A 25519-nucleotide genomic window follows, 5' to 3' on the forward strand; every position below is an offset into this window, starting at 1 on the left:
CCAGTAGGGAGCGTCTTCTGCTGGCAGTTCATCAGGAGCGCGGACAAGGCGTGAGGAGGACGCGTGGCGAGCCACGCGACGACGATCAACGCAGTCCCCGCTTCTGAGGGGCGCCAGCAGGGGATGTATTCATCTACTGGGATAGGCTCTTAAGCTGCTCCTGGCCCTCTTGACACCGGACTTCGGTACGATTGACACTGTGTGCAGGCAATATCTTGCTTTTGCGATATATTGTTGCTGCCATGCGCGCTGCCAGGTGTATTTGCCCCCGGGGTGCCGTCATGACGGCCAATCATGCACGCAGGTAATCGCCTGATCCGCGTTTTGATCCGTTTATATACTCGAAAAGATCCTTTCCATGAAAAAAAACATATGTGCCGCCAGCAAGTCGTTTTCAGTGAAGACGCTTTCCGCTTTATTGTTCGGTACGGCTGGCGTTTTTTTTGCCCCGACCATGCTGGGCCTGGCGCCACAGGCGCAGGCCGCCGTGCCGGCCGTGAAACTGCCTGATTTCTCGGACCTGGTCGACGCCGTTGGCCCGGCCGTGGTGAATATCCGCACCACCGAGCGCCTGAAGATGACGGCGCCCGGCGCGGGCGGCCAGGATGAGCAGGAAATGCAGGAATTCCTGCGCCGCTTCTTTGGCGGCGCCATGCCGACGCCGCGCCAGCAGGCGCCGCGCGGCGGCCGCCGCGCCGTGCCGCAGGAGCAGGAAGTGCAGCGCGGTGTCGGTTCCGGCTTCATTATTTCGGCTGATGGCTACGTGCTGAGCAATGCCCACGTGGTCGACGGCGCCGATGAAGTCTATGTGACCCTGACGGACAAGCGCGAATTCAAGGCCAAGGTCATCGGCGCCGATGCGCGCACCGACGTGGCCCTGCTGAAAATCGAGGGCGCCAACCTGCCGCGCCTGACCATCGGCGACTCGAACAAGATCCGCGTGGGCGAGTGGGTGATCGCCATCGGCTCGCCATTCAACCTGGAAAACACGGTGACGGCCGGCATCATTTCCGCCAAATCCCGCGACACGGGAGATTACCTGCCGCTGATCCAGAGCGACGTTGCCGTCAATCCCGGCAATTCGGGCGGTCCCCTGATCAATATGCGCGGCGAAGTGATCGGCATCAATTCGCAGATCGCCACCTTGTCCGGCGCCTACAATGGCATTTCGTTTGCCGTGCCCATCGATGAAGCCATGCGCGTGGGCGAGCAGCTGAAAAAGACGGGTAAAGTGGTGCGCGGCCGTATCGGCGTGCAGATCGGCGAAGTGAGCAAGGATGTGGCGCAATCGCTGGGCTTGCCCAACGCCAAGGGCGCGCAAGTGTCGATGGTGGAAGAGGGCGGCCCTGCCGACAAGGCGGGCATCAAGCCGGGCGACATCATCCTGAAATTCAATGGCGCGCCCATCGAGCGTTCATCCGACCTGCCGCGCCTGGTAGGATCCGCCGCCGTCAACGGCAAGGCCACTGTCACCGTCTGGCGCAAGGGCGCGCAGCAGGATATTCCCGTCACCGTCGTCGAGCTGGAAGCCGAGAAAACGGCCAAGAAGGGTGCCAGGGAGCCGGAAGCGCAAGCCGTCAATGCACTGGGACTGAAGGTCAGCGACGTGCCGGCCGCGAAGAAGCAGGAACTGAAGATCGACGCGGGTGTGCTGGTCGACGACGCGGATGGCGTGGCGGCCCTGGCCGGCCTGCAGCCTGGCGACGTGATCTTGCAATTGAACAACGTTGCCGTGAAAGATGCCAAGCAGTTCAATGCCCTGGTGGCCAAGCTCGATCCGAAGAAGTCGTCGGCCGTGCTGGTGCGTCGTGGCGACGTGGCGCAATTCGTTTCGCTGCGTCCATCGGCGAAGTAACTATGTGATCATCCCGCATTCCGGCCACAGCCGGGATGCGGTATCCTGCCCGCCATGCATTTCACTCTCTATTCCCGCAGTTATTGTCACCTTTGCCAGGACATGCTCGACGCCTTGCTCCTGTTGCAGCCGCCTGACAAACCGTTTACGGTGGACGTGATCGATATCGATGCGGTGCCCGATGCGAGCTTGCTGGCCCGCTTCGATGAGCTGGTGCCGGTGCTGTTCGGCGACCTGGCCCAACCCGAGCTATGCCATTATTTTCTGGACGAGGCCGCCGTGCTGCGCTGCCTGGTGTAGCTTTAATGCCAATATTGACACTGCATTGCAGCATTCCGCTGCCGGAAACAGCTGAAAATGTCGGCTTGCCCGCTGCCGGCCTCTGAAAGACGGGCTTTCCGCTCTGAAATCCGGTAAAATGGGGAGGTCGAAAAAGCTACTGTCCGAGGCAGCAGCTTCTGTCGCTTCAAAAGCGCTCGCCTGGGCATGCAGATGTCCTGCTCGGAGCGCTTTTTTCATCATGAGCGGGGCGCCTGGTTTTGGCCCTGTTTGGCCCGGACATGATCCCCTTGATTCCTGTTAAAGCAGTGTTGTCACTCGCACATATATTAGTTAATGAATAACATACGCAACTTCTCCATCATCGCCCATATTGACCACGGTAAATCGACCCTGGCTGACCGCATCATTCAATTGTGCGGCGGCTTGTCCGACCGCGAGATGGAGGCGCAGGTGCTCGATTCGATGGATCTGGAGCGCGAGCGCGGCATTACCATCAAGGCGCAAACGGCGGCCCTGCACTACAAGGCGCGCAATGGCCAGATCTACAACCTGAACCTGATCGATACGCCGGGCCACGTCGACTTCAGCTATGAAGTGTCGCGCTCGCTGTCGGCGTGCGAAGGCGCACTGCTGGTGGTGGACGCGTCGCAAGGCGTGGAAGCGCAAACGGTCGCCAACTGCTACACGGCGCTGGACCTGGGCGTGGAAGTGGTGCCCGTCCTGAACAAGATCGACTTGCCGAACGCGGACCCGCCGAACGCCATTGCCGAGATCGAAGACGTGATCGGCATCGACGCGGCCGACGCCGTGCATTGCTCGGCCAAGACGGGCTTCGGCGTGCTGGACGTGCTCGAGCAACTGATCGTCAAGGTGCCGCCACCGAAGGGCGACCCCGATGCGCCGCTGCAGGCGCTGATCGTCGATTCCTGGTATGACGCCTATGTGGGCGTGGTGATGCTGGTGCGCGTGGTCAACGGCACCCTGAAACCGAAAGACAAGATTCGCTTGATGGCCACCGATTCGGTGCAGCTGGTGGAAGACATCGGCGTGTTCTCGCCCCGTTCGCAATCCTTGCCGCAATTGTCGGCAGGCCAGGTGGGCTTCATCATCGCCGGCATCAAGGAATTGAAAGCGGCGAAAGTGGGCGATACCGTCACCCTGGTCAGCCGTCCTGCCGCCGCGCCATTGCCGGGCTTCAAGGAAGTGCAGCCGCAAGTGTTCGCCGGTCTGTTCCCTGTGGAAGCGAACCAGTACGACGCGCTGCGCGACTCGCTGGAAAAGCTGAAACTGAATGACGCGGCCCTGATGTACGAGCCGGAAGTGTCGCAGGCGCTGGGCTTCGGCTTCCGCTGCGGCTTCCTGGGCTTGCTGCACATGGAAATCGTGCAGGAACGCCTCGAGCGCGAGTTCGACATGGACCTGATCACCACGGCGCCCACCGTGGTGTATGAAGTGATCCAGCGTGACGGCACCTTGATCAACGTCGACAATCCATCGAAGATGCCCGATCCGTCGCGCATCGAGGAAGTGCGCGAGCCTATCGTCACCGTCAATCTGTACATGCCGCAAGAATACGTGGGCTCCGTGATTACCCTGTGTATCGGCAAGCGCGGCATCCAGATGGACATGAGCTACCACGGCCGCCAGGTCAAGCTGGTCTACGAAATGCCGATGGCCGAGATCGTGCTGGACTTCTTCGACCGCCTGAAATCGACATCGCGCGGCTACGCCTCGATGGATTACGAGTTCAAGGAATACCGCGCCGCCGACGTGGTCAAGGTCGACATGCTGATCAACAGCGAAAAAGTCGATGCGCTGGCCATCATCGTCCACCGTTCGAACAGCCAGTACCGTGGCCGCCAGGTGGCTGCCAAGATGCGCGAACTGATTCCGCGCCAGATGTTCGACGTGGCGATTCAAGCGACCATTGGCGCCAACATCATTTCGCGCGAGAACGTGAAAGCCTTGCGCAAGAACGTCTTGGCCAAGTGCTATGGCGGCGACATCAGCCGCAAGAAAAAATTGCTGGAAAAACAAAAAGCGGGTAAGAAACGCATGAAGCAAGTGGGTTCCGTGGAGATCCCGCAAGAGGCATTCCTGGCAATTTTACAAGTGGATGGTTAATCAATGAACCTGCAAGTGATTTTAGGAAATTTTGCTTTAATCCTGTTCGTGCTGATGGTGTTGACGGGCCTGGTCTGGTGCCTGGATGTGTTTTATCTGTCCAAGCAGCGCCGCAAGGCGGCCGACCGCGCCCTGGCGGAATTCGATGCGCGCCAGTCCAAGCTGGCCGCCGAGGGCATCAAGTCCGATGCGGGCGGCAGCCGCGCGACCATCGAGGCGGCGCTGTTACGCCAGCCGACCTGGGTCGAGTATTCGGGCAGCTTCTTCCCCGTCATCGCCCTCGTGTTCTGCCTGCGTTCGTTCCTCTACGAGCCGTTCAAGATCCCGTCGAGCTCGATGGTGCCGACCTTGCTGGTCGGTGATTTGATCCTGGTCAACAAGTTCACCTATGGCATCCGTTTGCCGATCGTCAACAAGCGCATCATTGAAGTCAATGATCCGCAGCGCGGCGACGTGATGGTGTTCAAGTATCCGAAAGATATGTCGCAAGACTACATCAAGCGCGTGATCGGCGTACCCGGTGATAAAATCACCTATGAAAACAAGCGCTTGACGGTCAACGGCAAGGAAGTGCAGTACACCCCGCTGGACGACTACCTCGACGATGAAAGCACGGTCTACCACAAGCAGCTGGAAGAAAATCTGACGGGCGTGAGCCACCGCATCCTCAACGACGAGCCTGCTCCTACGTTGAACTTGCGCGAAGTGAAGGATTTCCCGCACAAGGATGCGTGCAATTACAACGAAGATGGTTTTACGTGTGTGGTGCCACAAGGCAATTACTTCATGATGGGCGATAACCGCGACAATAGCGCGGACAGCCGCTACTGGGGCTTCGTGCCGAACGAGAACATCGTCGGCAAGGCTTTCCTGGTGTGGATGAACTTCAGCAACCCGAAACGCGTGGGCGGCATCCACTAGGCCGCCCCTATGGCTGCCGCGCCGATTCCCCGCGCGGCGGCCAGCCGAATTACTCAGATGATACAGAAACAACAATGAATCTTCAGCTATTGCAAACCCGTTTAGGCTATACGTTCCAGGATGCTGGCCTGTTGCAGCAAGCCTTGACGCATCGTAGCCACAGCAGTTTGCATAATGAGCGGCTGGAATTCCTCGGCGACTCCATTCTCAACTGCGTGGTCGCTTCCATCCTGTATGAACGCTTCAAGACCATCGACGAGGGCGACCTGTCGCGCTTGCGCGCGAATTTGGTGAAGCAGCAGTCGCTGTATGAAATCGCGCAAAAGCTGGAATTGTCGCAATTCCTGCGCCTCGGTGAAGGCGAGCTCAAATCGGGCGGTTTCCGCCGTCCCTCGATCCTCGCCGATACGCTGGAAGCCTTGCTGGGCGCGATTTTCCTCGATACGGGCTTTGATGCGGCCAGCACGGTGATCCGCGCCTTCTACATTCCCATCCTCGACTCGGTCGATCCGCAAACCCTGGGCAAGGATGCCAAGACCCTGCTGCAGGAGTTTTTGCAAAGCAAGAAAATTTCGCTGCCACAGTACAACGTGGTGGCCACCCATGGCGCCGCCCACAGCCAGGAATTCGAGATCGAATGCCTGGTGCCGAAATTGAATATTCAGGTCTACGGCCGTGGCGGAAGCCGCCGCGCCGGTGAGCAAGCCGCCGCCAAACTGGCGCTGGACGTGGCCGAGCAGGCGCTGTTGAAGTCGCCTGCCGCCAGCCGCAAGCCGAAACCGCGCGCCGCCCAGCTCAAGCTGGCCGGCATTGCCACCATCCAGAGCGACGACGCGCAAGCTCCTGCAGCCCCGGCGATCGCCGCTCACACTAAACAGAATCGACACTAGCATGATAGCCACCAAAATGCCCGACAACTTCCGCTGTGGCTATATCGCCATCGTGGGCCGCCCCAACGTGGGCAAATCGACCCTGATGAACGTGCTGATCGGCGCGAAGGTCAGCATCACTTCGCGCAAGGCGCAAACCACGCGCCACCGCATCACGGGCATCCAGACGGTGCCGGACGCGCAGTTCATCTACGTCGACACGCCCGGTTTCCAGACGCGCCACTCGAACGCGCTGAACAAGACGCTGAACAAGACGGTCACGAACACGCTGATTTCCTCGGACGTGATTTTGTACGTGATCGAGGCGGGCACCTTCGGCCCGGCCGACCAGCAAGTGATGGACCTGCTGCCGAAGGAAGTGCCATGCATCCTCGTCATCAATAAATCCGACCGCGTCAAGGACAAGGCTGTATTGTTGCCGTTCGCGCAAAAAATCGCCGCCATGCGCGACTTCGCCGCCATCGTGCCCGTGTCCGCCAAGCTGCATTTTCAGCTGGAAGGCTTGCAGAACGAGATCAAGCGCTTCTTGCCGGAGAACCAGCCCATCTTTGGCCCGGACGACATCACGGACCGCAGCGAAAAATTCCTCGCCTCGGAAATCGTGCGCGAAAAACTGTTCCGCTTCGTGGGTGACGAACTGCCGTACACGAGCACCGTGCTGATCGAGAAATTCGAGCAGGAAGGCGATCTGCGCCGCGTGTTCGCCGCCATCCTGGTCGAGCGCGATACGCATAAATCCATGGTCATCGGCAACAAGGGCGCGCGCCTGAAGGAAGTCTCCACCCAGGCCCGCCTGGACATGGAAAAGCTGTTCGGCGGCCCCGTGTACCTGGAAATCTGGATCAAGGTCAAGTCGGGCTGGGCCGACAACGAGGCGGGCTTGCGCGCCTACGGCTACGAGTAATCCGCAACCCGGGGGCGACGCTACACGCATGAGCACCACCACGCCAGCGCAGCCTGACTTCGCGCCAGCTTCACTCGCCGTCCCCGCGCCGCCGGCCGCACCTTCCGCGCCGCCTCCAAGGCGCAGCCGTCCGCCCGCGCGCGACGGCCGCATCACGGGCCAGCCAGCCTTCGTGCTGCACAGCTACCCGCATAAAGAAACCAGCCTCATCGTCGACGTGTTTACGCGCGAGTACGGCCGCATCGCGCTCGTCGCCAAGGGCGCCAAGCGGCCCCATTCGCAGTTGCGCGGCGTGCTGCAGACGTTCCAGCCGCTGCAGGCGGGCTGGACGGGCAAATCCGAGCTGCGCATTCTCACCGGTGCCGAATGGGTGGGCGGCATGTTGCCGCTGGAAAAGACCGCCTTGCTGTGCGGCTTCTATCTGAACGAATTGCTGGTCAAACTGCTGGCGCGCGACGACCCGCATCCCGTCCTGTTCGACCACTACGTTGCTACCTTGAATCAACTGGCGCACAATGAGCCGCCGCCCATCGTGCTGCGCAAGTTCGAGCGCGCCTTGCTCAAGGAAACGGGCGTGGCGGCCGACCTGACGCGCTGCACGGGCACGCGCCAGGCCGTCGAGGCGGGGCAGGTGTACGTGGTCGACCCGGAACGGGGGCCGCGCCCGGCACGCGCCAGCGATGCCTGGCCGAAGATCACCGGCAAGACCCTGCTCGACATGGAGCGCGAAGATTATGTTGACGTGGCCACGCAGGCGCAAAGCAAGCTGCTGATGCGCTTTTTGCTGGCCCATCAACTGGGTGGCGCCACCTTGAATACGCGCCAGATACTGATCGATTTAATGCAGCTGTAGCGCTGGATTGTTGCGCGACAGCACTTTACGGATACCATCACTATGAGCTTTTTGCAGCCTTCCGGCCCCGTCATCGACCTGGGCGTCAATATCGACCACGTGGCCACCTTGCGCAATGCGCGCGGCACGGCATACCCGGACCCGCTCCGCGCGGCCCTGCTGGCCGAACAGGCGGGCGCCGACGCCATCACCCTGCATTTGCGCGAAGACCGCCGCCACATCAAGGATGCGGACGTGATCGCCATCGCGCCGCAATTGCTCACGCGCATGAACCTGGAAGCGGCCGTCACACAGGAAATGATTGACTTCGCCTGCCGCATCCGCCCGGCAGATGTGTGCCTGGTGCCGGAAAAACGCACGGAAGTAACCACAGAAGGTGGGCTGGACGTGGTGCGCTACTTCAAGGAAGTGCAGGCTGCCGTCAAGCAATTGCAGGGCGAGGGCATCCGCGTGAGCCTGTTCATCGATGCCGACGAGCAGCAGATCGCCGCCGCTGCCGAGCTCGGTGCGCCCGTGATCGAGCTGCATACGGGCCGCTATGCCGATACGGCAGGCGCCGAGCAATTGGCCGAGCTGGAACGCATCAAGGCGGGCGTGCTGTTCGGCGTGGGGCGCGGCTTGAAGGTCAATGCGGGCCACGGCTTGCATTACACCAACGTGCAGGCGATTGCCGCCATTCCTGACATTACTGAGCTGAACATTGGCCATGCCATCGTCGCGCACGCCGTGTTTGTCGGCTGGGAAAACGCCGTGCGCGAAATGAAGGCCATCATGGTGGCTGCGCGCCTGGGCAACAAAGCATAGGACAAGCCCATGATCTACGGCATCGGCACCGACATCTGCAAGATTCCCCGCATCGAGGCGGCATTGGCGCGTCATGGCGAGCGTTTCGCGCAGAAAATACTGGGGCCGCAGGAGATGGAGAAATTCCGCGCCCGCAGCGCGAAAAACGCCGTGCGCGGCGTGCGTTTCCTGGCCACCCGCTTCGCGGCCAAGGAGGCGTTTTCCAAGGCCATCGGCCTGGGCCTGCGCATGCCGATGACGTGGCCCGCCGCGCAGATGCTGAATCACCCCAGCGGCAAGCCGATGATCGTCTGCAGCGGCGTGCTGGCGGACTTCATGGAGAAAAACCGGCTGAGCGCGCAAGTGACCATCAGCGATGAAGAAGAGTATGCGGTCGCGTTCGTGATCGTGGAGCAAGCAGCGCAAGAATGAGCCAGCAATGACCGAAGCAAGCCCAGAACCGAACTTGGCGGAAACGCCACCCGATCCCCGCGCGCAGGTGCTGGCCACCGTCGCCAAGCTGCCGAATTTGCCCGGCGTGTACCGCTATTTCGACGCCGCCGACAAGGTGTTGTACGTTGGCAAGGCGCGTGACCTGAAAAAGCGCGTGTCCAGCTACTTCCAGAAGAACCTGGCTAGCCCCCGCATCGCCATGATGGTCGAGCGCATCGCGCGCCTGGAAACCACCGTCACGCACAGCGAAGCGGAAGCCCTGATCCTGGAAAACAATCTGATCAAGGCGCTGCAGCCGCGCTACAACATCCTGTTCCGCGATGATAAATCGTATCCGTATCTGAAAATCACGAACGGGGATGCGCCGCGCATGGTGTATTACCGGGGCGCGGTGGACAAGAAAAATCAGTATTTCGGGCCGTTCCCCAGTTCCTGGGCCGTCAAGGAATCGATGCAGATCCTGCAAAAGGTGTTTCTCATCCGCACCTGCGAGGACAGCGTCTACGCCAACCGCACGCGTCCCTGCCTGCTGCACCAGATCGGCCGCTGCAGCGCGCCGTGCGTGGATCTGATCAGCAAGGAAGACTATAAAAACGACGTGGAAAACGCGGCGCGCTTCCTGCGCGGGCGCCAGAGCGAAGTGATGGCGGACCTGGAAAAGAAGATGCACGCGTTTGCCGCCGAGCTGAAATTCGAGCAGGCCGTGGTGGTGCGCAACCAGATCGCCTCGCTGTCGCGCGTGCTGCACCAGCAAAGCATGGAAACGACGGGCGATGCCGACGTGGACATCCTCGCCGTGCTGGTGCAGGGCGGACGCGCCTGCGTCAACCTGGCGATGGTGCGCGGCGGGCGCCACCTGGGCGACCGCGCCTACTTCCCCAGCCAGCTCAGCGATGCGGCGGCGATTGCCGAAGAGCCGATCGAGGTGGAAGTGCTGGCCGCCTTCCTGGCCCAGCATTACACGGAAAAATTCATTCCCGGCACCCTGATCCTGAATATCGAATTCGACCAGCCGGCCCTGATGGTGGCGCTGATGGAGCAGTGCGGCCACCGCATCAACCTGATCTTCCAGCCGCAGGGACAGCGCCGCCAGTGGCTGGAGATGGCGCAAAAGGGCGCCGAGATTTCGCTGGCGCGCTTGTTGTCCGAGCAGGGTTCGCAGCAGTCGCGCACGCGCGCGCTGGCCGAGGCGCTGCGCCTGGAAACGGAAGACCTCGATAGCCTGCGCGTCGAGTGTTTCGACATCAGCCACACGCAGGGCGAAGCGACGCAGGCATCGTGCGTGGTGTTCCACCATCACGCCATGCAGAATGGCGAATACCGGCGCTACAACATCAACGACATCACGCCCGGCGACGATTACGCGGCCATGCGCCAGGTCCTGATGCGCCGCTACGAAAAGGTGGCCAATGGCGATGGCGTGATGCCCGACGTGGTGCTGATCGATGGCGGCAAGGGACAGATCGAAATGGCGCGCCAGGTGTTTGCCGAGCTGGGACTCGATATCAGCTTGATTGTCGGCGTGGCCAAGGGGGAAGGGCGCAAGGTGGGCCTGGAAACCCTGCTGTTCGTCGATGGCCGCGCGGCGCAGGAACTGGGCAAGGAATCGGCGGCGCTGATGCTGATCGCGCAAATCCGCGACGAGGCGCACCGCTTCGCCATTACCGGCATGCGCGCCAAGCGCGCCAAGACGCGCCAGACCTCGCGCCTGGAAGAAATCGAGGGCATCGGCGCCAAGCGCCGCCAGAAACTGCTGTCGCGCTTTGGCGGCTTGCGCGGCGTGGTCGATGCCAGCGTCGAGGATCTGATGTCGGTGGAGGGGATTTCCACGCAGCTCGCGGAAGAAATTTACAAGCAGCTGCATTAATCAAGACAGGCCTGGTCCGGTGCCGTGGCAACCGGACTAGGCTAATACCGTGGGGCCATGTAGACTAGTGGCGCTTCTTCACGCTTTCTTCATGTTCAATTTACCCGTCGGCCGATTGCTTTCTTATGCCTTTTAATATTCCCATTCTTTTGACCTGGCTGCGCGTGGCCCTGATCCCGCTCGTCGTTGGCGTGTTTTACCTGCCGCCGTCGATGCTGCTGCATGGCGACCAGAACCTGGTTGCCACCCTGGTTTTCATTGTTGCCGCCGTGACCGACTGGTTCGATGGTTTTCTCGCGCGACGCTGGAACCAGACCTCGGCCTTTGGCGCCTTCCTCGACCCGGTCGCCGACAAGCTGATGGTGGCGGGCGCCTTGCTGGTGCTGGTGCAGCTGGACCGTGTCAATGCCGTGCTGGCCTTCATCATCATCGGCCGCGAAATCACCATTTCCGCCTTGCGCGAATGGATGGCGCAGATCGGCGCATCGAAATCGGTGGCCGTCAGCTCGATCGGCAAGATCAAGACGGCCGCGCAAATGACGGCCATTCCCTTGTTGCTGTACCACGAAGTGATCTTCGGCGCGGTCGACACGCACGTGTGGGGCGAGCGCCTGTTGTGGATCGCCTGCGTGCTGACGGTATGGTCGATGTTCTATTATTTGCGCCTGGCATGGCCGCTGATCAAGGAAAAGGCCGGCAACTTGCATTGAATTGTTTAGCCCAAACGCAAGAGCTGGGGTCAGACCCAAAGGGTCTGACCCCAAATATTTTGCAAAAGACCAGATATTGCCCGTTGACAGCCCCTGTAAATCCTTTACAATGCTGGCCTGTTGTTGATGACGCGGGAGTAGCTCAGTTGGTAGAGCGCAACCTTGCCAAGGTTGAGGTCGAGAGTTCGAGCCTCTTCTCCCGCTCCAGTGTATGCTGGTTCAGCAGTGCTCGAAGGTAGTAATGGCGCAGTAAAAAGAAGTAGAATGATGTTGCAAAGCGGGAGTAGCTCAGTTGGTAGAGCGCAACCTTGCCAAGGTTGAGGTCGAGAGTTCGAGCCTCTTCTCCCGCTCCAGAATTCTAAGGGGAAGCTAAGCTGGCTTCCTTTTTTTATCCGCCGCAAAGCAGTCATGCGGCGTGATTAAGCGGTAAACAAGCTCCAATGCGGGAGTAGCTCAGTTGGTAGAGCGCAACCTTGCCAAGGTTGAGGTCGAGAGTTCGAGACTCTTCTCCCGCTCCAGTTTTCAAGGTGGGCCGCAAGGCGCATCCAAGCAGTTCCTCTGGCGAGGTAGCAAAGAGGTTATGCAGCGGCCTGCAAAGCCGTTTAGACGGGTTCGATTCCCGTCCTCGCCTCCAGATGAAAAAAAATAGCCCACTTTCGAGTGGGCTATTTTTTTGCCCGCTGTGCATCTTGTATAATGCCAGCAAGCTCAGCCGCGCCGCCTGGCGCCTTGATGAAACTTCCCCCTTTCCGCCATACCGATGTAGTCACTGACGACTTTTCTGTTCCGTTCAAGCTCAGCGCAGCTTTTCTGTGACGCCCGCTGGCATGGCTGCGCCCGATTATTTTCCATCAGGCCGGTATTTCCCCGTTCCGACCCTGGATTTGAATCAATGATCAACGCAACATTTCGGGAAGAGTGGTTCTCGAATATACAAAAAAACGTCCTGGCTGGCCTGACCACCTCATTCGCCCTGGTGCCCGAATGCATCGCCTTCGCCCTGGTGGCGCAACTCAATCCCCTGATGGGCCTGTATGGCGCCTTCATCATTTGCGCATTGACGGCCATCTTTGGCGGGCGCCCCGGCATGATTTCGGGCGCCGCAGGTTCCATGGCCGTCGTCATCGTGGCGCTGGTAGCGCAACATGGCGTGCAATACCTGCTGGCCACCGTGGTGCTCAGCGGCATCATCATGGCGCTGTTCGGCATCTTGCGCCTTGGGAAATTGATCCGCATGGTGCCCTACCCGGTGATGCTGGGCTTTGTGAATGGCCTGGCCATCGTCATCGCCATGGCGCAGCTGGAACACTTTCGCCAGGCCACGCCGCACGGCGAAACCTGGCTGCAAGGCACGCCCTTGCTCGTGATGGGCGCGCTGGTGGCGCTGACCATGGCCATCGTCTACGTGCTGCCGCGCATCACAAAGGCCGTGCCACCCGCGCTGGTGGCCATCCTGGGCGTGGGCCTGCTCAGCCATTTTTTGCACCTGCCCACGCGCACCCTGGGCGACCTCGCGCATATCGCCGGCGGCTTGCCGGCCCTGCATTGGCCCAGCGTGCCGCTGGACATGGCGACCCTGCACATCATTTTCCCGTATGCGGCGCTGATGGCCATGGTGGGCTTGCTGGAAACCTTGCTCACTTTCAATCTCACCGATGAGATAACGCAAACGCGGGGCCAGCCGAACCGCGAATGCATCGCCCTCGGTGCCTCGAATGTCGTGTCGGGCCTGTTTGGCGGCATGGGCGGCTGCGCCATGATCGGGCAGACCATGATCAACCTGAGCTCGGGCGGGCGCTCGCGCCTGTCGGGCGTGACGGCCGGCGTGATGATTTTATTGTTCATCCTGTTCCTCTCGCCGCTGATCGAGCGCATCCCGCTGGCCGCGCTGGTGGGCGTGATGTTCGTGGTGGCGCAGCAGACGTTTGCCTGGGGTTCCTTGCGCGTGCTGGGCAAGGTGCCGTTGCAGGATGCGCTGGTGATCGTCGCCGTGACGGTCATCACGGTGTTCACGGACCTGGCGATGGCCGTGCTGTGCGGCATCGTCATCGCCGCCTTGAATTTTGCCTGGCAACATGCACGCGACATGCGTGCCGACATCGATGACAGCAGTCCTGGCATGCGCGTCTACTTGCCGCACGGCACCCTGTTTTTCGCCTCGGCCACGCACTTCCAGGAGCTGTTCCAGCCGGCGGACGACCCGGCGCGCGTGACTCTCGATTGCCGGCATCTGCACATGGCCGATCACTCGGCCATCGCCGCCATCGAGGCGCTGTATGAGCGCTACGACAAGGCGGGCAAGTACCTGCAGGTGACGCAGTTGTCCGCCCGCAATGAGGCCTTGCTGCAGCGGGCCGGAGTGGATGTGAGCGTGGCGTAAAATAGGGGATTGCTGAATGTCTGTGGAGTGTGAATGCTGTCGTACGAACAAGAACAATTGCTGCAACAAAGCCAGGCGGATTTCGATGCCTACTATGACGCGCTGGGCGCCTCGCTGGTGAACTTTGTCGAGCGCCTGGGCATCCTGCCGGCGCACGAAGTGTTGACGAACGCGGCCGAATACCTGCCGTACATCGATGCGGCCATGCGCACCATCGTCATCCGCGACGAGAGCTGGCAATGGGTGAAAACCATGCTCGGCTACTTTATCGGCGAATACTTCGTGCAAGGCCATGCGGGCTGCTGGTATGTGGAAACGCGGGTGGAATCGCCGCATTTCTGCCGCATCATGGTAGGCGGCTTCGAGCATGGCTTGCCGCTGGATGCCGCCATCGATCCGGAACAATTGGCGCTCGATTTCCTGGCGCAGGCGGTGCCGCGCGAGCTGGCTACCTTGGTCGCGGATGCGCAAGCCCGCCTGAGCTGATTTGCTGTCGAGAAGGATGCTCGATGAAATGGATACCCTGTTTGCGGCTGGCGCGCTGGTGCATGCCAGCCATTGCCATTGTGCTCGTCGGTACGGCCCCCCTGGCTTTTGCGCAGGACGGCGGCCACGCCGCGTTTGATACCGATCACGCATTCGATGCCGGCTCGCGCATCGCGCTCGATGCCGTGACGCCAGCGCAAGTCGACAATCTCGCCGTGCTCGGCAAGGTATGGGGGTTCCTGAAATACCATCACCCCTTGATCACCGCAGGCGGGCGGCAGTGGGACTACGAACTCTTGCGTGTCATGCCCCGCATGCTGGCCGCGCCCGACAGGGCGGCGGGCGACGCCGTGCTGCGGGAATGGATCGCCGGTCTTGGGACACTTGCCGACTGCGACCCTTGTGCCGTCCCGGCGCAGGGCGAGCTGCATCTGCGTCCCGCACTGCAATGGCTGGACGATGCGAGCTTGCTGGGCGCCGGCCTGCGTGCCGATCTGCGGCACATTTATCTGCGCCGGCCGGCGTCGGCCAGCCAGTTTTATCTGCGCTTGCACGAGCAGGTGGGCAATCCCGTCTTTGAGCATGAGATCGCCTACGAGAATATAGCGCTGCCCGATGCCGGCTTTCAGTTGCTGGCCTTGTTTCGCTTCTGGAATATCATCGAATACTGGTCGCCCTACCGCGATATGACAGGCGAAAACTGGGATGACGTCCTGCGCCAGTCGCTGCCGCGTATCGCGCTGGCCAGGGACCGCGCCAGCTATCAGCTGGAAATGATGGCCGTGATCGCGCGCCTGAACGATTCCCACACTAATCTGTGGAGTTCGCTGCACGTGCGTCCGCCTGTGGGACAATGCCGGCTGCCAGTCAAGCTGCGCTTCATCGACAACAGCGCCGTAGTGGTCGGCTACCGCGAAGCCGAAGCCGAAGCGGCGACGCGATTGCAGGCCGGCGACGTCATCGCCAGCGTCGATGGCGTGCCGGTGGCGCAACTGGTCGCCGCCTGGCGGCCCTACTATGCGGCATCGAATGAAGCGGCGCGGCTGCGCGACATAGCTGGCAAGCTGACGGCTGGCGCGTGCGGTGAAACCCGGCTGCAGGTACGCCGCGAGCAGGGGGAGGTGGAGTTGACGGCGCAGCGTGTGCCAGCCGGGCGGCACGCGGAGCAGGACACGCATGACAGGGAAGGGGAAACGTTCCAGCGCCTGGGCGACGATATCGCCTACCTCAAGCTGTCGAGCCTCAAGCGGGCCGACGTGGCGGCGCATATGGCGGCGGCGGCGGCGGGCAGCCGCGGCGGGCAGCCGCGGCCTGATTATCGATATACGCAACTACCCGCGTGAGTTTGTCGTCTTTGACCTGGGGGCCTACCTGGTCGAGCGACCTACGGTGTTTGCCCGCTTTACCAAGGGCGACCTTGGCAACCCCGGCGCCTTCCACTGGACCGGGGCCGAGGTCTTGCGTCCGCAAGCGCCGCACTATGCGGGCAAGGTCATGTTGCTGGTCGATGAAATCAGCCAGAGCCGGGCCGAGTACACGGCCATGGCCTTGCGCGTGGCGCCGCGCGCGAAGGTGATCGGCAGCACCACGGCCGGCGCCGATGGCAATAGCTCGCCGTTTGCGCTGCCGGGGGGCTTGAGCACCCTGATCAGCGGCATCGGCGTGTTTTATCCGGACCGGCGCCCCACGCAGCGCGTGGGCATCATCCCCGATATCGAGGTCAGGCCTACGCTTGCCGGCATACGGGCCGGGCGCGACGAGGTGCTGGAGGCGGCTATTGCCGAGATACGCCGGCAATAGCTGTTCTTGCGGTTGATGCGGACTTAAAACTCTTCCCACTCGCCTTCGGCCGGTGCCGGTGCCTTGTCGCTCTTGCGCGTCACGGGCAGGCGCAGGGCAGGGGCCGAGGCCTTGCGGGCAGGCGCGGCCGGCGCGCTGCGCTGCGCCGCTTTCATGCTGAAACGGTCGGTCGCCGCCGCGTTGGCGTCCAGGCGGAACACGCTGACCACCTGCGCCAGTTCGCTCGCCTGTTCCTGCATCGCTTCGGCTGCGGCCGAGGCTTCTTCCACCAGGGCCGCATTTTGCTGGGTCACCTGGTCCATCTCGGAAATGGCCTGGTTGACTTGCTCGATGCCGGCGCTCTGCTCTTCGCTGGCGTTGCTGATCTCGCTCATGATGGAGGTGACGAAGCCGATGCTTTGCACGATTTCTTCCATCGTCTTGCCGGCCTTGTCGACCAGGTCCGTGCCCACGTCGACCTTTTGCACGGAGTCGTCGATCAAGCCCTTGATTTCTTTCGCCGCCGCTGCCGAGCGCTGCGCCAGGTTGCGCACCTCGGTTGCCACGACGGCGAAGCCGCGACCCTGTTCGCCGGCGCGGGCCGCTTCCACGGCCGCGTTCAGGGCCAGGATATTGGTCTGGAAGGCGATGCCGTCGATGACGGAAATGATGTCGACGATCTTCTTCGACGAGGTATTGATCTCGCCCATGGTGGCGACCACTTCGGCCACCACGGCGCCGCCGCGGCTGGCGATGCCGGCGGCGTCGCCGGCCAGTTTATTGGCCTGGCGCGCGTTGTCGGCATTCTGTTTCACGGTCGAGGTCAATTCTTCCATCGACGAGGCTGTTTCTTCCAGCGAGCTGGCTTGCTGTTCCGTGCGCGACGACAGGTCCTGGTTGCCGGCGGCAATTTCCGCGGACGCTGTGGCGATGGTATCGGTGCCGCTGCGTACCTGGCCGACGATGCCGACCAGGCTGTCGTTCATGGTTTTCAGGGCATGCATCAGCTGGCCCGTTTCATCGCGGCCCTGCACCGTGATGACGCTGCTGAGGTCGCCCGCTGCCACGGTTTCCGCGACTTTCACGGCGGCGCGGATGGGGCCGGTGATCGAACGCGTGATCCACCAAGCGAAACCGATACCCATCAGCACGGCCAGCACGCCCATGGTGATCAGGAAGATGCGGGTGCTGCTGTAGGCCTCGATGATGCTGTTGCCGACGCCGTCGGCCGCCTTGATCTGCATGCCGGCAAAGCGTTTTACTTCGGCCAGGTAAGCCACGGTGATCGGTGCGACTTCCTTCTCGAACACTTCCTTGGCGCCCGCCACGTCGCCGTCGGCCTTCATCTTGAAGGCGCGTGCGCGCGTCGTCACGTAGTCGGTGCGCACCTTGCGCACGACCTTGAACTGCTCGATCACGGCAGGGTTGAGCAGCGAGGCGATGATGTCGTCCTGCAGCTTGCTGGAGCGGTCCGCATCGACTTTCAAGTCTGCCTCGATCTTGGCGCGCACGACAGGATCGGTGATTTCAAACGAGGCCACGCCGCGCACGCTGTTCAATTCAATGATCTTCGACCATTCGGCCACCATGCGCTGGTTCTTGATGCTGGTATTGATGAGGCGGTAGGTCAGGTCGCTGGCCGTTTGCATGCGCACCAGGGCGGTGATGGTCAAGGCGGCAAGCAACAGCAATACGACAGCAAAGCCGACGCCAAGGCGGCTGCCGATGTTCAGGTTTTTCATGTAATTCCTAACAATTTAATAGTCATGATCGCCGCCGCCAGCAGGGGCGGACAGGCGCCGCAAGGCGCAGGGGATCGGGGTCTTCGGGTGCCGCGTGATTGCATTGCGGCACGCCGCGCTGTGCACGGCGTTGGAGGTAAAGCAAGGGGTGTGGCGGCCTGGGATGCCGCTAACCAGCAACCGCAAGTATAGCATTGACGCACGGAAATAGTTTTTTACGGCAATTTTAATTACTTATTGACATTAACTCATTGTTGCTTTTTTACATCAAGTACCCAGTTCATAAGTACTATCACTTACATTTCGCCTTACCTTTCGCCGCGCCGGCTGATAAAATACTAATGATAATCATTCGTATTAAATAATCGACCAGGGAATTGTATGCAGCAACAGCGCAAGCCAGGATGTAAACCGATCACGCTCGCCGTACTGGGCGCCTTGACCTTTGGCGCCACGCCATTGGCGGCCTGGGCACAGGAAAGCTTGCCCGCCGTCACCGTGACGGCGTCGAAGGACAACAATGGCTATGTCGCCGCCACGTCCGCCAGCGGTACCAAGACGGAAATGGCCCTGCGCGACGTGCCGCAGACGATCAACGTGGTGCCGGCCGCCGTCATCCGCGACCAGCACGCCATGTCGATCCAGGACATCATGAAGAACATCCCCGGCGTGGGCTTGTCCACCGGCGATGGCCAGCGCGACCAGGTGTTCATCCGCGGCTTCACGGCCATCGGCGACCAGTTCGTCGACGGCTTCCGCGATGACGCGCTGTATTTCCGCGACCTGTCGAATGTGGAGCGGCTGGAAGTGATCAAGGGCCCGGCCGCCGTGCTGTACGGCCGCGGCTCCTCGGGTGGGCTGGTGAACCGCATCACCAGGAAACCGGGTATCGATATCACGGACGTGGCCCTGAGCCTGACGAATACAAAAGGGCGTCGCGGCGAAGTCGACGTGGGCCGCGTGGGCGAGACGGTGGACTGGCGCGTCACGGGCGCGCGCGAAGTGTCCGACAGCTACCGCGAGCAGCAATTCATCAACCGCACGGCGATCGCGCCATCGGTGGCGATCCGCCTGTCGAGCGCGACGAAACTGCTGCTGCAGGGCGACTACCTGGAAGACCGCCGCCTGACGGACTTCGGCATCCCGTCCTGGCATGGCCGTCCCGTCGCCGTCGATGCGGGCACCTATTATGGCGCCGCCAACGCCCGCGATGCGGACTTCAGCCAGTCGCGCGTGGTCTCCACGTCCGCCACGCTGACGCACAAGTTCAGCGAGTCCTTGTCGTTGCGCAATGCCTTCCGCTATTACGATTACCACCTGGACCGCAACAACACGAATATTTCCGGCAACGTCAACGAGGTCAAAGGCACGATGAACCTCGGTCATGCCAAGCTGAACCGCGACGAGAGCGGCTGGTTCAACCAGACGGAACTGACGCAAAAGCTGGTCACGGGCAGCCTGCGCCACGAAGTGCTGTACGGCGCCGAGTTCGGCAAGCAAAACAAGGATGCCAGCAGCTGGGCCTCGACCGTGGTGGCGACGAATGTGTCGATCTTCAATCCCGTCCTGCCCGTCGTCGATCGCAGCAAACTGGGCGCGCGCAGCGATACCTTCGGTACCTACGACACGGCCGCCGCCTACGTGCAGGATGCCATTGCGTTCAGCGACGAGTGGAAGGCGCTGGCCGGCTTGCGCTACGACCGGTATAAACAGCAGTCGCGCCTGGCCAATGCGGCTGGCGTGACGACGGCAGACCTGTCGCGCACGGATGCGGCCTACAGCCCCCGCGCCGGCCTCGTCTGGCAACCGGGCGCGACGCAGTCGTACTACGCGTCGTGGAGCCGCTCGTTCCAGCCCAGTGGCGAGAATTTCGCCCTGGCCGCGAATAACGCCGACCTGGCGCCGGAAACCACGCGCAACACGGAAGTGGGCGCCAAGTACGACTTGTGGGGCGGCCGCGCCAACGCCACCGTGTCGCTGTTCCGCCTGGAGCGCGACAACATCAAGACCAGCGATCCGATCACGAACCGCATCGTGCCAGTCGGCACGCAGCGCACGGATGGCCTGGAACTGACCTTCAACGCGGATTTGCATGACGGCTGGAAAATGATGGCCGGCTATGCTTGGCTGGACGCCACCATCACCGATTCCATCGCCGTCGACAAGAGCGTGAATGCGCCGGGCACGACGACGGCCAGTTCCGTCGCCATCAAGGGCAAGCGCGCCACCCTGACCGCGCGCAACACGGCCAACTTGTGGCTGACGAAGGACCTGGGCCACGGCTTCACGGTGGGCGGCGGCGCGAATGCCGTCGGCAGCCGTTTCGCCAATCCGGGCAATACGGTGGTCTTGCCCGGCTACGTGACGGCCGACGCCATGGCCGCATACCGCACGGGCCGCTATGAAGTGCAGTTGAACGTCAACAATATCGGCGACACACGCTACATCGTGTCGGGCCACGGTTCCAGCCCGAACCTGAGCTTGCCGGGCGCGCCGCGCAACGTGGCGCTGACCTTGCGCTACAGCCTGTAAATTGGCTTGCAAGTTCGGTCTCGCCCATGAAAAACCCGCTTGCGAGCGGGTTTTTCATGGCGGGAGCTGCGTCGGGCAGGCTGGCATTGTTTAGAGGAACTATTCGGTACCGCTCAAATAATGTTGACTATGTGCAATTTTCTCCGGCGGACTGAGCCTTGATGAGGTTTGAGGGGTAAAATACTGTCATACGGCACAGGCATGGTGCTTATATCTTGGTGATATGACACTACCACGACGCCGTATGACTTTTTATTTACTCACATCATAGAGGCCTGAATATGGTTCAGATGTCCAGGCGCCAGTTCCTTCGGGTAACTGGCGCGACCATTGCTGGTTCCAGCCTCGCCCTGCTCGGTTTCGCACCGGGCCAGGCGATGGCGGAAGTGCGGCAATACAAGCTGTCTCGCACCACCGAGACACGCAATACCTGTCCTTACTGTTCGGTAGGATGTGGCGTCCTGCTGTATGGTCTGGGCGACGGCGCGAAAAATGCCGTCTCCAGCATCATCCACGTGGAAGGCGATGCCGACCATCCGGTGAACCGCGGCACCCTGTGCCCGAAAGGCGCCAGCCTGGTCGACTTCATCCACAGCCCGAACCGCCTGAAAGTGCCCGAATACCGCGCGCCGGGTGGCACGGAATGGCAACCGATCTCCTGGGATGTGGCGCTCGACAAGATCGCGCGCCTGATGAAGGATGACCGCGATGCCAACCTGATCGAAAAGAATGCCGACGGCAAGACCGTCAACCGCTGGCTCTCCACCGGCATGCTGGCCGCGTCCGCCGGCAGCAACGAGGTCGGTTACCTGACCCACAAGACAGTGCGCAGCATGGGAATGCTGACCTTTGATAATCAGGCGCGTGTATGACACGGACCGACGGTGGCAGGTCTTGCCCCGACGTTTGGCCGTGGCGCGATGACGAATCATTGGGTCGATATCAAGAATGCCGATGTGATCCTGGTCATGGGCGGCAATGCAGCAGAAGCACATCCTTGCGGATTCAAATGGGTCACGGAAGCGAAGGCGCATAACAAGGCCAAGCTGATCGTTGTCGATCCGCGTTTTACCCGTACCGCATCCGTGGCGGATTACTACTGCGCCACGCGTACCGGCACGGACATCGTCTTCCTCGGCGCGATCATCAATTATCTGCTGACGAACGACAAGATCCAGCATGAGTACGTGCGCAACTACACGGACATGCCCTTCATCGTGCGCGAAGACTATGCGTTCGAGGATGGCCTGTTCTCGGGTTTCGACAAAGAAAAAGGCAAGTACACCGACAAGGCCACCTGGGATTACGAGATCGGCGACGACGGCTATGCCAAGGTCGACCCGACCCTGGAACACCCGCGCTGCGTCTACCAGATGATGAAGAAGCACTACTCACGTTACACGACCGAGATGGTCGAACGGACGTGCGGCGTGTCGCCCGACAAGTTCCACAAGGTGGCGGAAGCCCTGGCTTCGACCGCCGTGCCGGGACGCGCCGGCACCATCCTGTACGCGCTGGGCTGGACGCACCACTCGACGGGCGCGCAAACCATTCGCACGGGCGCCATGGTGCAGTTGCTGTTGGGTAATATGGGGATCGCGGGCGGCGGCATGAACGCCTTGCGCGGCCACTCGAACATCCAGGGCTTGACCGATCTGGGCCTGATGTCGAACCTGTTGCCAGGTTATATGACCCTGCCGAACGAGGCCGAGCAGGATTTCGATGCGTATATCGCTGCGCGCGCCACCAAGCCGCTGCGGCCGAACCAGCTCAGCTACTGGAGCAATTACCGCAAGTTCCACGTCAGCTTCATGAAGACGTGGTGGGGTGATTTCGCCACGGCCGAGAACAATTACGCCTTCGATTACCTGCCGAAACTCGACAAGCCGTATGACTTGATGCAAGCCATCGAGAACATGCACCAAGGCAAGATGACGGGCTATATCTGCCAGGGCTTCAATGTGCTGGCGTCCGCGCCGAACAAGCAGAAGGTCACGGAAGCGCTGTCGAAGCTGAAGTTCCTTGTCATCATGGACCCGCTGGCCGTGGAAACGGGCGAATTCTGGAAGCCGCACGGGCAATACCATGAAGTCGATCCCACCAAGATCATGACGGAAGTGTTCCGCTTGCCGACCAGCTGCTTCGCCGAAGAACGCGGTTCGCTGGTGAGCTCTTCGCGCGTGCTGCAGTGGCACTGGCAGGCGGCCGAACCGCCGGGCCAGGCGCGCAGCGACCTGGAAATCATGTCGGGCCTGTTCTTGCGCATGCGCAGCATGTACAAGAAAGAGGGCGGCAAGTTCCCCGATCCTATACTCAACCTGACGTGGAATTATGCGCAGCCGGAGAACCCGCAGCCGGAAGAAATCGCCCGCGAATTCAACGGCAAGGCGCTGGCCGACTTGTACGATCCGAAGGACGCGACCAAGCTGCTGGTGAAAAAGGGCGAGCAGCTGGCCTCGTTTGCGCAATTGCGCGACGACGGCACGACGACCAGCGGTTGCTGGATCTTCGCCGGCAGCTGGACACAGGCGGGCAACCAGATGGGACGGCGCGACAATAGCGACCCGACCGGCATCGGCCAGACCCTGGGCTGGGCCTGGGCGTGGCCGGCGAACCGCCGCGTGCTGTACAACCGCGCTTCATGCGACTTGAAGGGCAAGCCTTTCGATCCGACGCGCAAGCTGATCGAGTGGAATGGCACCAATTGGAGCGGGGCCGATATTCCCGACTTCAAGGTCGACGAACCGCCGGAAAACGGCATGGGTCCGTTCATCATGCTGGGCGAGGGCGTGGCGCGCTTCTTTGCGCGCGGCGCCATGGCCGAAGGACCGTTCCCCGAGCATTACGAGCCGTTCGAAAATCCGCTGGGCTACAACCCCATGCATCCGAAAAACCCGCAGGCGACCAGCAATCCGGCCGCGCGCGTGTTCGCCGATGATCGGAAAATGTTCGGCACGCATGAGGAATATCCGCATGTGGCAACCAGCTACCGCCTGACCGAGCATTTCCATTACTGGACCAAGCATGCGCGCCTGAATGCCATCATCCAGCCGCAGCAATTCGTCGAAATCGGCGAAGAACTGGCCAAGAGCATCGGCGTCGTTGCCGGTGGTGAAGTGCGCGTCAGTTCCAAACGGGGGCACATCATCGCCAAGGCCGTGGTCACCAAGCGCATCAAGGCGTTGATGATCGAGGGCAAGCAGGTGCATACCGTGGGCCTGCCGCTGCACTGGGGCTTTACGGGCGTGGCCAAGCCGGGGTATCTGATCAATACCCTGACACCGGGCGTGGGGGATGCGAATTCGCAAACGCCGGAATTCAAGTCCTTCCTGGTGAAGGTGGAAAAAGCATGATGGGAGCTCAATAATGGCACTGCAATCCTTAGATATCCGGCGCCTGTCGGCGACCACGGTGACGCCGCCGCAAGCGCGCAGCCCGGTGACGGGCACCGTGGCCAAGCTGATCGATGTGTCGAAATGCATCGGCTGCAAGGCTTGCCAGACGGCGTGCATGGAATGGAACGACTTGCGCGACGAAGTCGGTGAAAACCATGGCACCTATGACAATCCGACGGACTTGACGCCGCAATCGTGGACGGTGATGCGTTTTGCCGAACACGAAGACAACGACGGCAACCTCGAGTGGCTGATCCGCAAGGATGGCTGCATGCACTGCGAGGACCCGGGCTGTTTGAAAGCCTGTCCGGCGCCGGGCGCCATCGTGCAGTACACGAACGGCATCGTGGATTTCCACCAGGAAAACTGCATCGGCTGCGGCTACTGCGTGGCCGGCTGTCCTTTCGACGTGCCCCGCATTTCGAAAAAGGACGACCGCGCCTACAAGTGCACCTTGTGCTCGGACCGCGTGGCCGTGGGCCAGGAACCGGCCTGCGTGAAAACCTGCCCGACGGGCGCCATTCTCTTCGGCACCAAGGAAGACATGAAGGTGCATGCGGAAGAACGCATCGTCGACCTGAAGTCGCGCGGTTTCGAGAACGCGGGCCTGTACGATCCGCTGGGCGTGGGCGGCACGCACGTGATGTACGTGCTGCACCATGCCGACAAGCCGAAGCTGTATTCGAACTTGCCGGAACGCCCGCGCATCAGCCCGATGGTAGGCTTCTGGAAGGGCTGGTCCAAGCCGCTGGCGGTGGCCGGCATGGCTGCCACGGCACTGGCAGGCTTCTTCCATTACACGCGTGTCGGTCCGAACGAAGTGAGCAAGGACGAAGAGCACGAAGCCTTGGAAGAGGCCAAGCGCATCCGGGAGGAACAGCATGAAGCATAGTGACCTTCACGATGGCAAGCTGCGCGACAAGGATGGCAATCCCTTGATCGAACGCTACAACCCGAACGAGCGCACGAATCACTGGGTGACCGCTATCACCTTCGTCATGCTGGCGCTGTCCGGCCTGGCCATGTTCCATCCTTCGATGGCGTGGCTGGCGAACCTGTTCGGCGGCGGGCAATGGACGCGCATCCTGCATCCGTTTGCCGGCCTGGTGATGTTTGTCTCGTTCGCGATCCTGGTGGTGCGCTTCTGGCACCACAACAAGTTCGAGGACGGCGACAAGCAGTGGCTGAAACAGATGGATGACGTGCTCAACAACCGCGAAGACAAGCTGCCGAAGATCGGCAAATACAATGCCGGCCAGAAGATCCTGTTCTTCGCGCTGCTGGCCAGCATGATCGGCTTGCTGCTGTCGGGCATCGTGATCTGGCGCGCGTATTTCGCGTTCTATTTCCCGATCGACGTGGTGCGCTTTGCCGCCTTGCTGCATGCCGGTTGTGCGTTTGCCATCATCTGCGCCATCATCGTGCACATCTACGCGGCGATCTGGGTCAAGGGCTCGATCGGCGCCATGGTGCGCGGCACCGTCACCTACGGCTGGGCGCGCAAGCACCATCCGAAGTGGTTTGAAGCGGTGATCCGTCATACGGAAAAGTAGGCAGAAGGGT

At 61.3% G+C, this 25519-nt stretch carries 20 protein-coding genes and 4 tRNA genes; 23 read left to right on the plus strand and 1 reads right to left on the minus strand.

Going from position 1 to position 25519, the window contains the following annotated elements:
- Positions 1–358: 358 nt before the first annotated feature.
- The 19 genes from K0F86_RS11440 to K0F86_RS11530 all read left to right on the plus strand — a co-directional run bounded on the left by K0F86_RS11440 (position 359) and on the right by K0F86_RS11530 (position 16308).
- Positions 359–1855 (plus strand): DegQ family serine endoprotease, encoded by a 1497-nt coding sequence (locus K0F86_RS11440; RefSeq protein WP_219134520.1) that lies wholly within the window; start codon positions 359–361, stop codon positions 1853–1855.
- Positions 1856–1909: 54 nt separating this feature from the next.
- Positions 1910–2155 carry a glutaredoxin family protein gene (locus tag K0F86_RS11445; RefSeq protein WP_219134521.1) on the plus strand — a complete coding sequence of 82 codons (246 nt, stop codon included), beginning with the start codon at positions 1910–1912 and terminating at the stop codon, positions 2153–2155.
- Positions 2156–2470: 315 nt separating this feature from the next.
- Entirely contained in the window at positions 2471–4261 is a 1791-nt protein-coding gene (gene lepA / locus K0F86_RS11450) for a translation elongation factor 4 (RefSeq protein ID WP_096236434.1), read from the plus strand.
- A 3-nt stretch (positions 4262–4264) separates the two neighbouring features.
- Positions 4265–5182, plus strand: coding sequence for a signal peptidase I (lepB, locus tag K0F86_RS11455; protein ID WP_096236432.1), 918 nt, complete (start codon positions 4265–4267; stop codon positions 5180–5182).
- 74 nt (positions 5183–5256) lie between these two features.
- Positions 5257–6072 carry a ribonuclease III gene (gene rnc, locus K0F86_RS11460; RefSeq protein WP_086140332.1) on the plus strand — a complete coding sequence of 272 codons (816 nt, stop codon included), beginning with the start codon at positions 5257–5259 and terminating at the stop codon, positions 6070–6072.
- Between the two features lies 1 nt (position 6073).
- On the plus strand, positions 6074–6976 hold the full coding sequence (gene era, locus K0F86_RS11465; protein ID WP_116745007.1) for a GTPase Era: 903 nt from the start codon (positions 6074–6076) through the stop codon (positions 6974–6976).
- A 28-nt stretch (positions 6977–7004) separates the two neighbouring features.
- Positions 7005–7829 carry a DNA repair protein RecO gene (gene recO / locus K0F86_RS11470; protein WP_219134522.1) on the plus strand — a complete coding sequence of 275 codons (825 nt, stop codon included), beginning with the start codon at positions 7005–7007 and terminating at the stop codon, positions 7827–7829.
- Positions 7830–7871: 42 nt separating this feature from the next.
- A complete protein-coding gene (pdxJ, locus tag K0F86_RS11475) occupies positions 7872–8633 on the plus strand; it encodes a pyridoxine 5'-phosphate synthase (protein ID WP_219134523.1) in 762 nt (253 codons plus the stop codon).
- A gap of 9 nt (positions 8634–8642) precedes the next feature.
- The gene (gene acpS / locus K0F86_RS11480; RefSeq protein WP_099763141.1) at positions 8643–9044 is read left to right on the plus strand and encodes a holo-ACP synthase; all 402 of its coding nucleotides are present in this window, start codon (positions 8643–8645) and stop codon (positions 9042–9044) included.
- A gap of 7 nt (positions 9045–9051) precedes the next feature.
- Positions 9052–10932 (plus strand): excinuclease ABC subunit UvrC, encoded by a 1881-nt coding sequence (gene uvrC / locus K0F86_RS11485; RefSeq protein ID WP_219134524.1) that lies wholly within the window; start codon positions 9052–9054, stop codon positions 10930–10932.
- A 125-nt stretch (positions 10933–11057) separates the two neighbouring features.
- Positions 11058–11642 carry a CDP-diacylglycerol--glycerol-3-phosphate 3-phosphatidyltransferase gene (pgsA, locus tag K0F86_RS11490; protein WP_219134525.1) on the plus strand — a complete coding sequence of 195 codons (585 nt, stop codon included), beginning with the start codon at positions 11058–11060 and terminating at the stop codon, positions 11640–11642.
- 131 nt (positions 11643–11773) lie between these two features.
- Positions 11774–11849 (plus strand) — tRNA-Gly (locus K0F86_RS11495).
- 70 nt (positions 11850–11919) lie between these two features.
- A tRNA-Gly gene (locus K0F86_RS11500) sits at positions 11920–11995 on the plus strand.
- 89 nt (positions 11996–12084) lie between these two features.
- Positions 12085–12160: transfer RNA gene (locus tag K0F86_RS11505), tRNA-Gly, on the plus strand.
- A gap of 42 nt (positions 12161–12202) precedes the next feature.
- Positions 12203–12276: transfer RNA gene (locus K0F86_RS11510), tRNA-Cys, on the plus strand.
- Between the two features lie 258 nt (positions 12277–12534).
- Positions 12535–14022 (plus strand): SulP family inorganic anion transporter, encoded by a 1488-nt coding sequence (locus tag K0F86_RS11515; RefSeq protein WP_219134526.1) that lies wholly within the window; start codon positions 12535–12537, stop codon positions 14020–14022.
- A gap of 33 nt (positions 14023–14055) precedes the next feature.
- Complete coding sequence (locus K0F86_RS11520) at positions 14056–14508, plus strand: hypothetical protein (RefSeq protein WP_219134527.1); 453 nt, start codon at positions 14056–14058, stop codon at positions 14506–14508.
- A 23-nt stretch (positions 14509–14531) separates the two neighbouring features.
- Positions 14532–15851, plus strand: a complete 1320-nt coding sequence (locus K0F86_RS11525; protein WP_219134528.1) for a hypothetical protein — start codon at positions 14532–14534, stop codon at positions 15849–15851.
- Positions 15852–15897: 46 nt separating this feature from the next.
- Complete coding sequence (locus K0F86_RS11530; RefSeq protein ID WP_219134529.1) at positions 15898–16308, plus strand: S41 family peptidase; 411 nt, start codon at positions 15898–15900, stop codon at positions 16306–16308.
- 23 nt (positions 16309–16331) lie between these two features.
- Here K0F86_RS11530 and K0F86_RS11535 read toward each other — a convergent pair whose 3' ends face one another.
- A complete protein-coding gene (locus K0F86_RS11535) occupies positions 16332–18029 on the minus strand; it encodes a methyl-accepting chemotaxis protein (protein ID WP_219134530.1) in 1698 nt (565 codons plus the stop codon).
- Positions 18030–18410: 381 nt separating this feature from the next.
- Between K0F86_RS11535 and K0F86_RS11540 the strand changes: the two genes are divergently transcribed.
- The 4 genes from K0F86_RS11540 to K0F86_RS11555 all read left to right on the plus strand — a co-directional run bounded on the left by K0F86_RS11540 (position 18411) and on the right by K0F86_RS11555 (position 25509).
- The gene (locus tag K0F86_RS11540) at positions 18411–20561 is read left to right on the plus strand and encodes a TonB-dependent siderophore receptor (protein ID WP_219134531.1); all 2151 of its coding nucleotides are present in this window, start codon (positions 18411–18413) and stop codon (positions 20559–20561) included.
- A gap of 281 nt (positions 20562–20842) precedes the next feature.
- Positions 20843–23914, plus strand: a complete 3072-nt coding sequence (gene fdnG / locus K0F86_RS11545) for a formate dehydrogenase-N subunit alpha (protein ID WP_219134532.1) — start codon at positions 20843–20845, stop codon at positions 23912–23914.
- Between the two features lie 13 nt (positions 23915–23927).
- Positions 23928–24848: a formate dehydrogenase subunit beta gene (gene fdxH, locus K0F86_RS11550; protein WP_141170026.1), complete on the plus strand. Its 921-nt coding sequence runs from the start codon at positions 23928–23930 to the stop codon at positions 24846–24848.
- Complete coding sequence (locus K0F86_RS11555; protein ID WP_219134533.1) at positions 24838–25509, plus strand: formate dehydrogenase subunit gamma; 672 nt, start codon at positions 24838–24840, stop codon at positions 25507–25509. The genes fdxH and K0F86_RS11555 overlap by 11 nt, the downstream gene beginning before the upstream one ends.
- Positions 25510–25519 lie beyond the last annotated feature (10 nt).

Origin of the sequence: Janthinobacterium sp. UMAB-60 (assembly GCF_900095235.1) — a bacterium.
GTDB lineage: Bacteria > Pseudomonadota > Gammaproteobacteria > Burkholderiales > Burkholderiaceae_D > Janthinobacterium.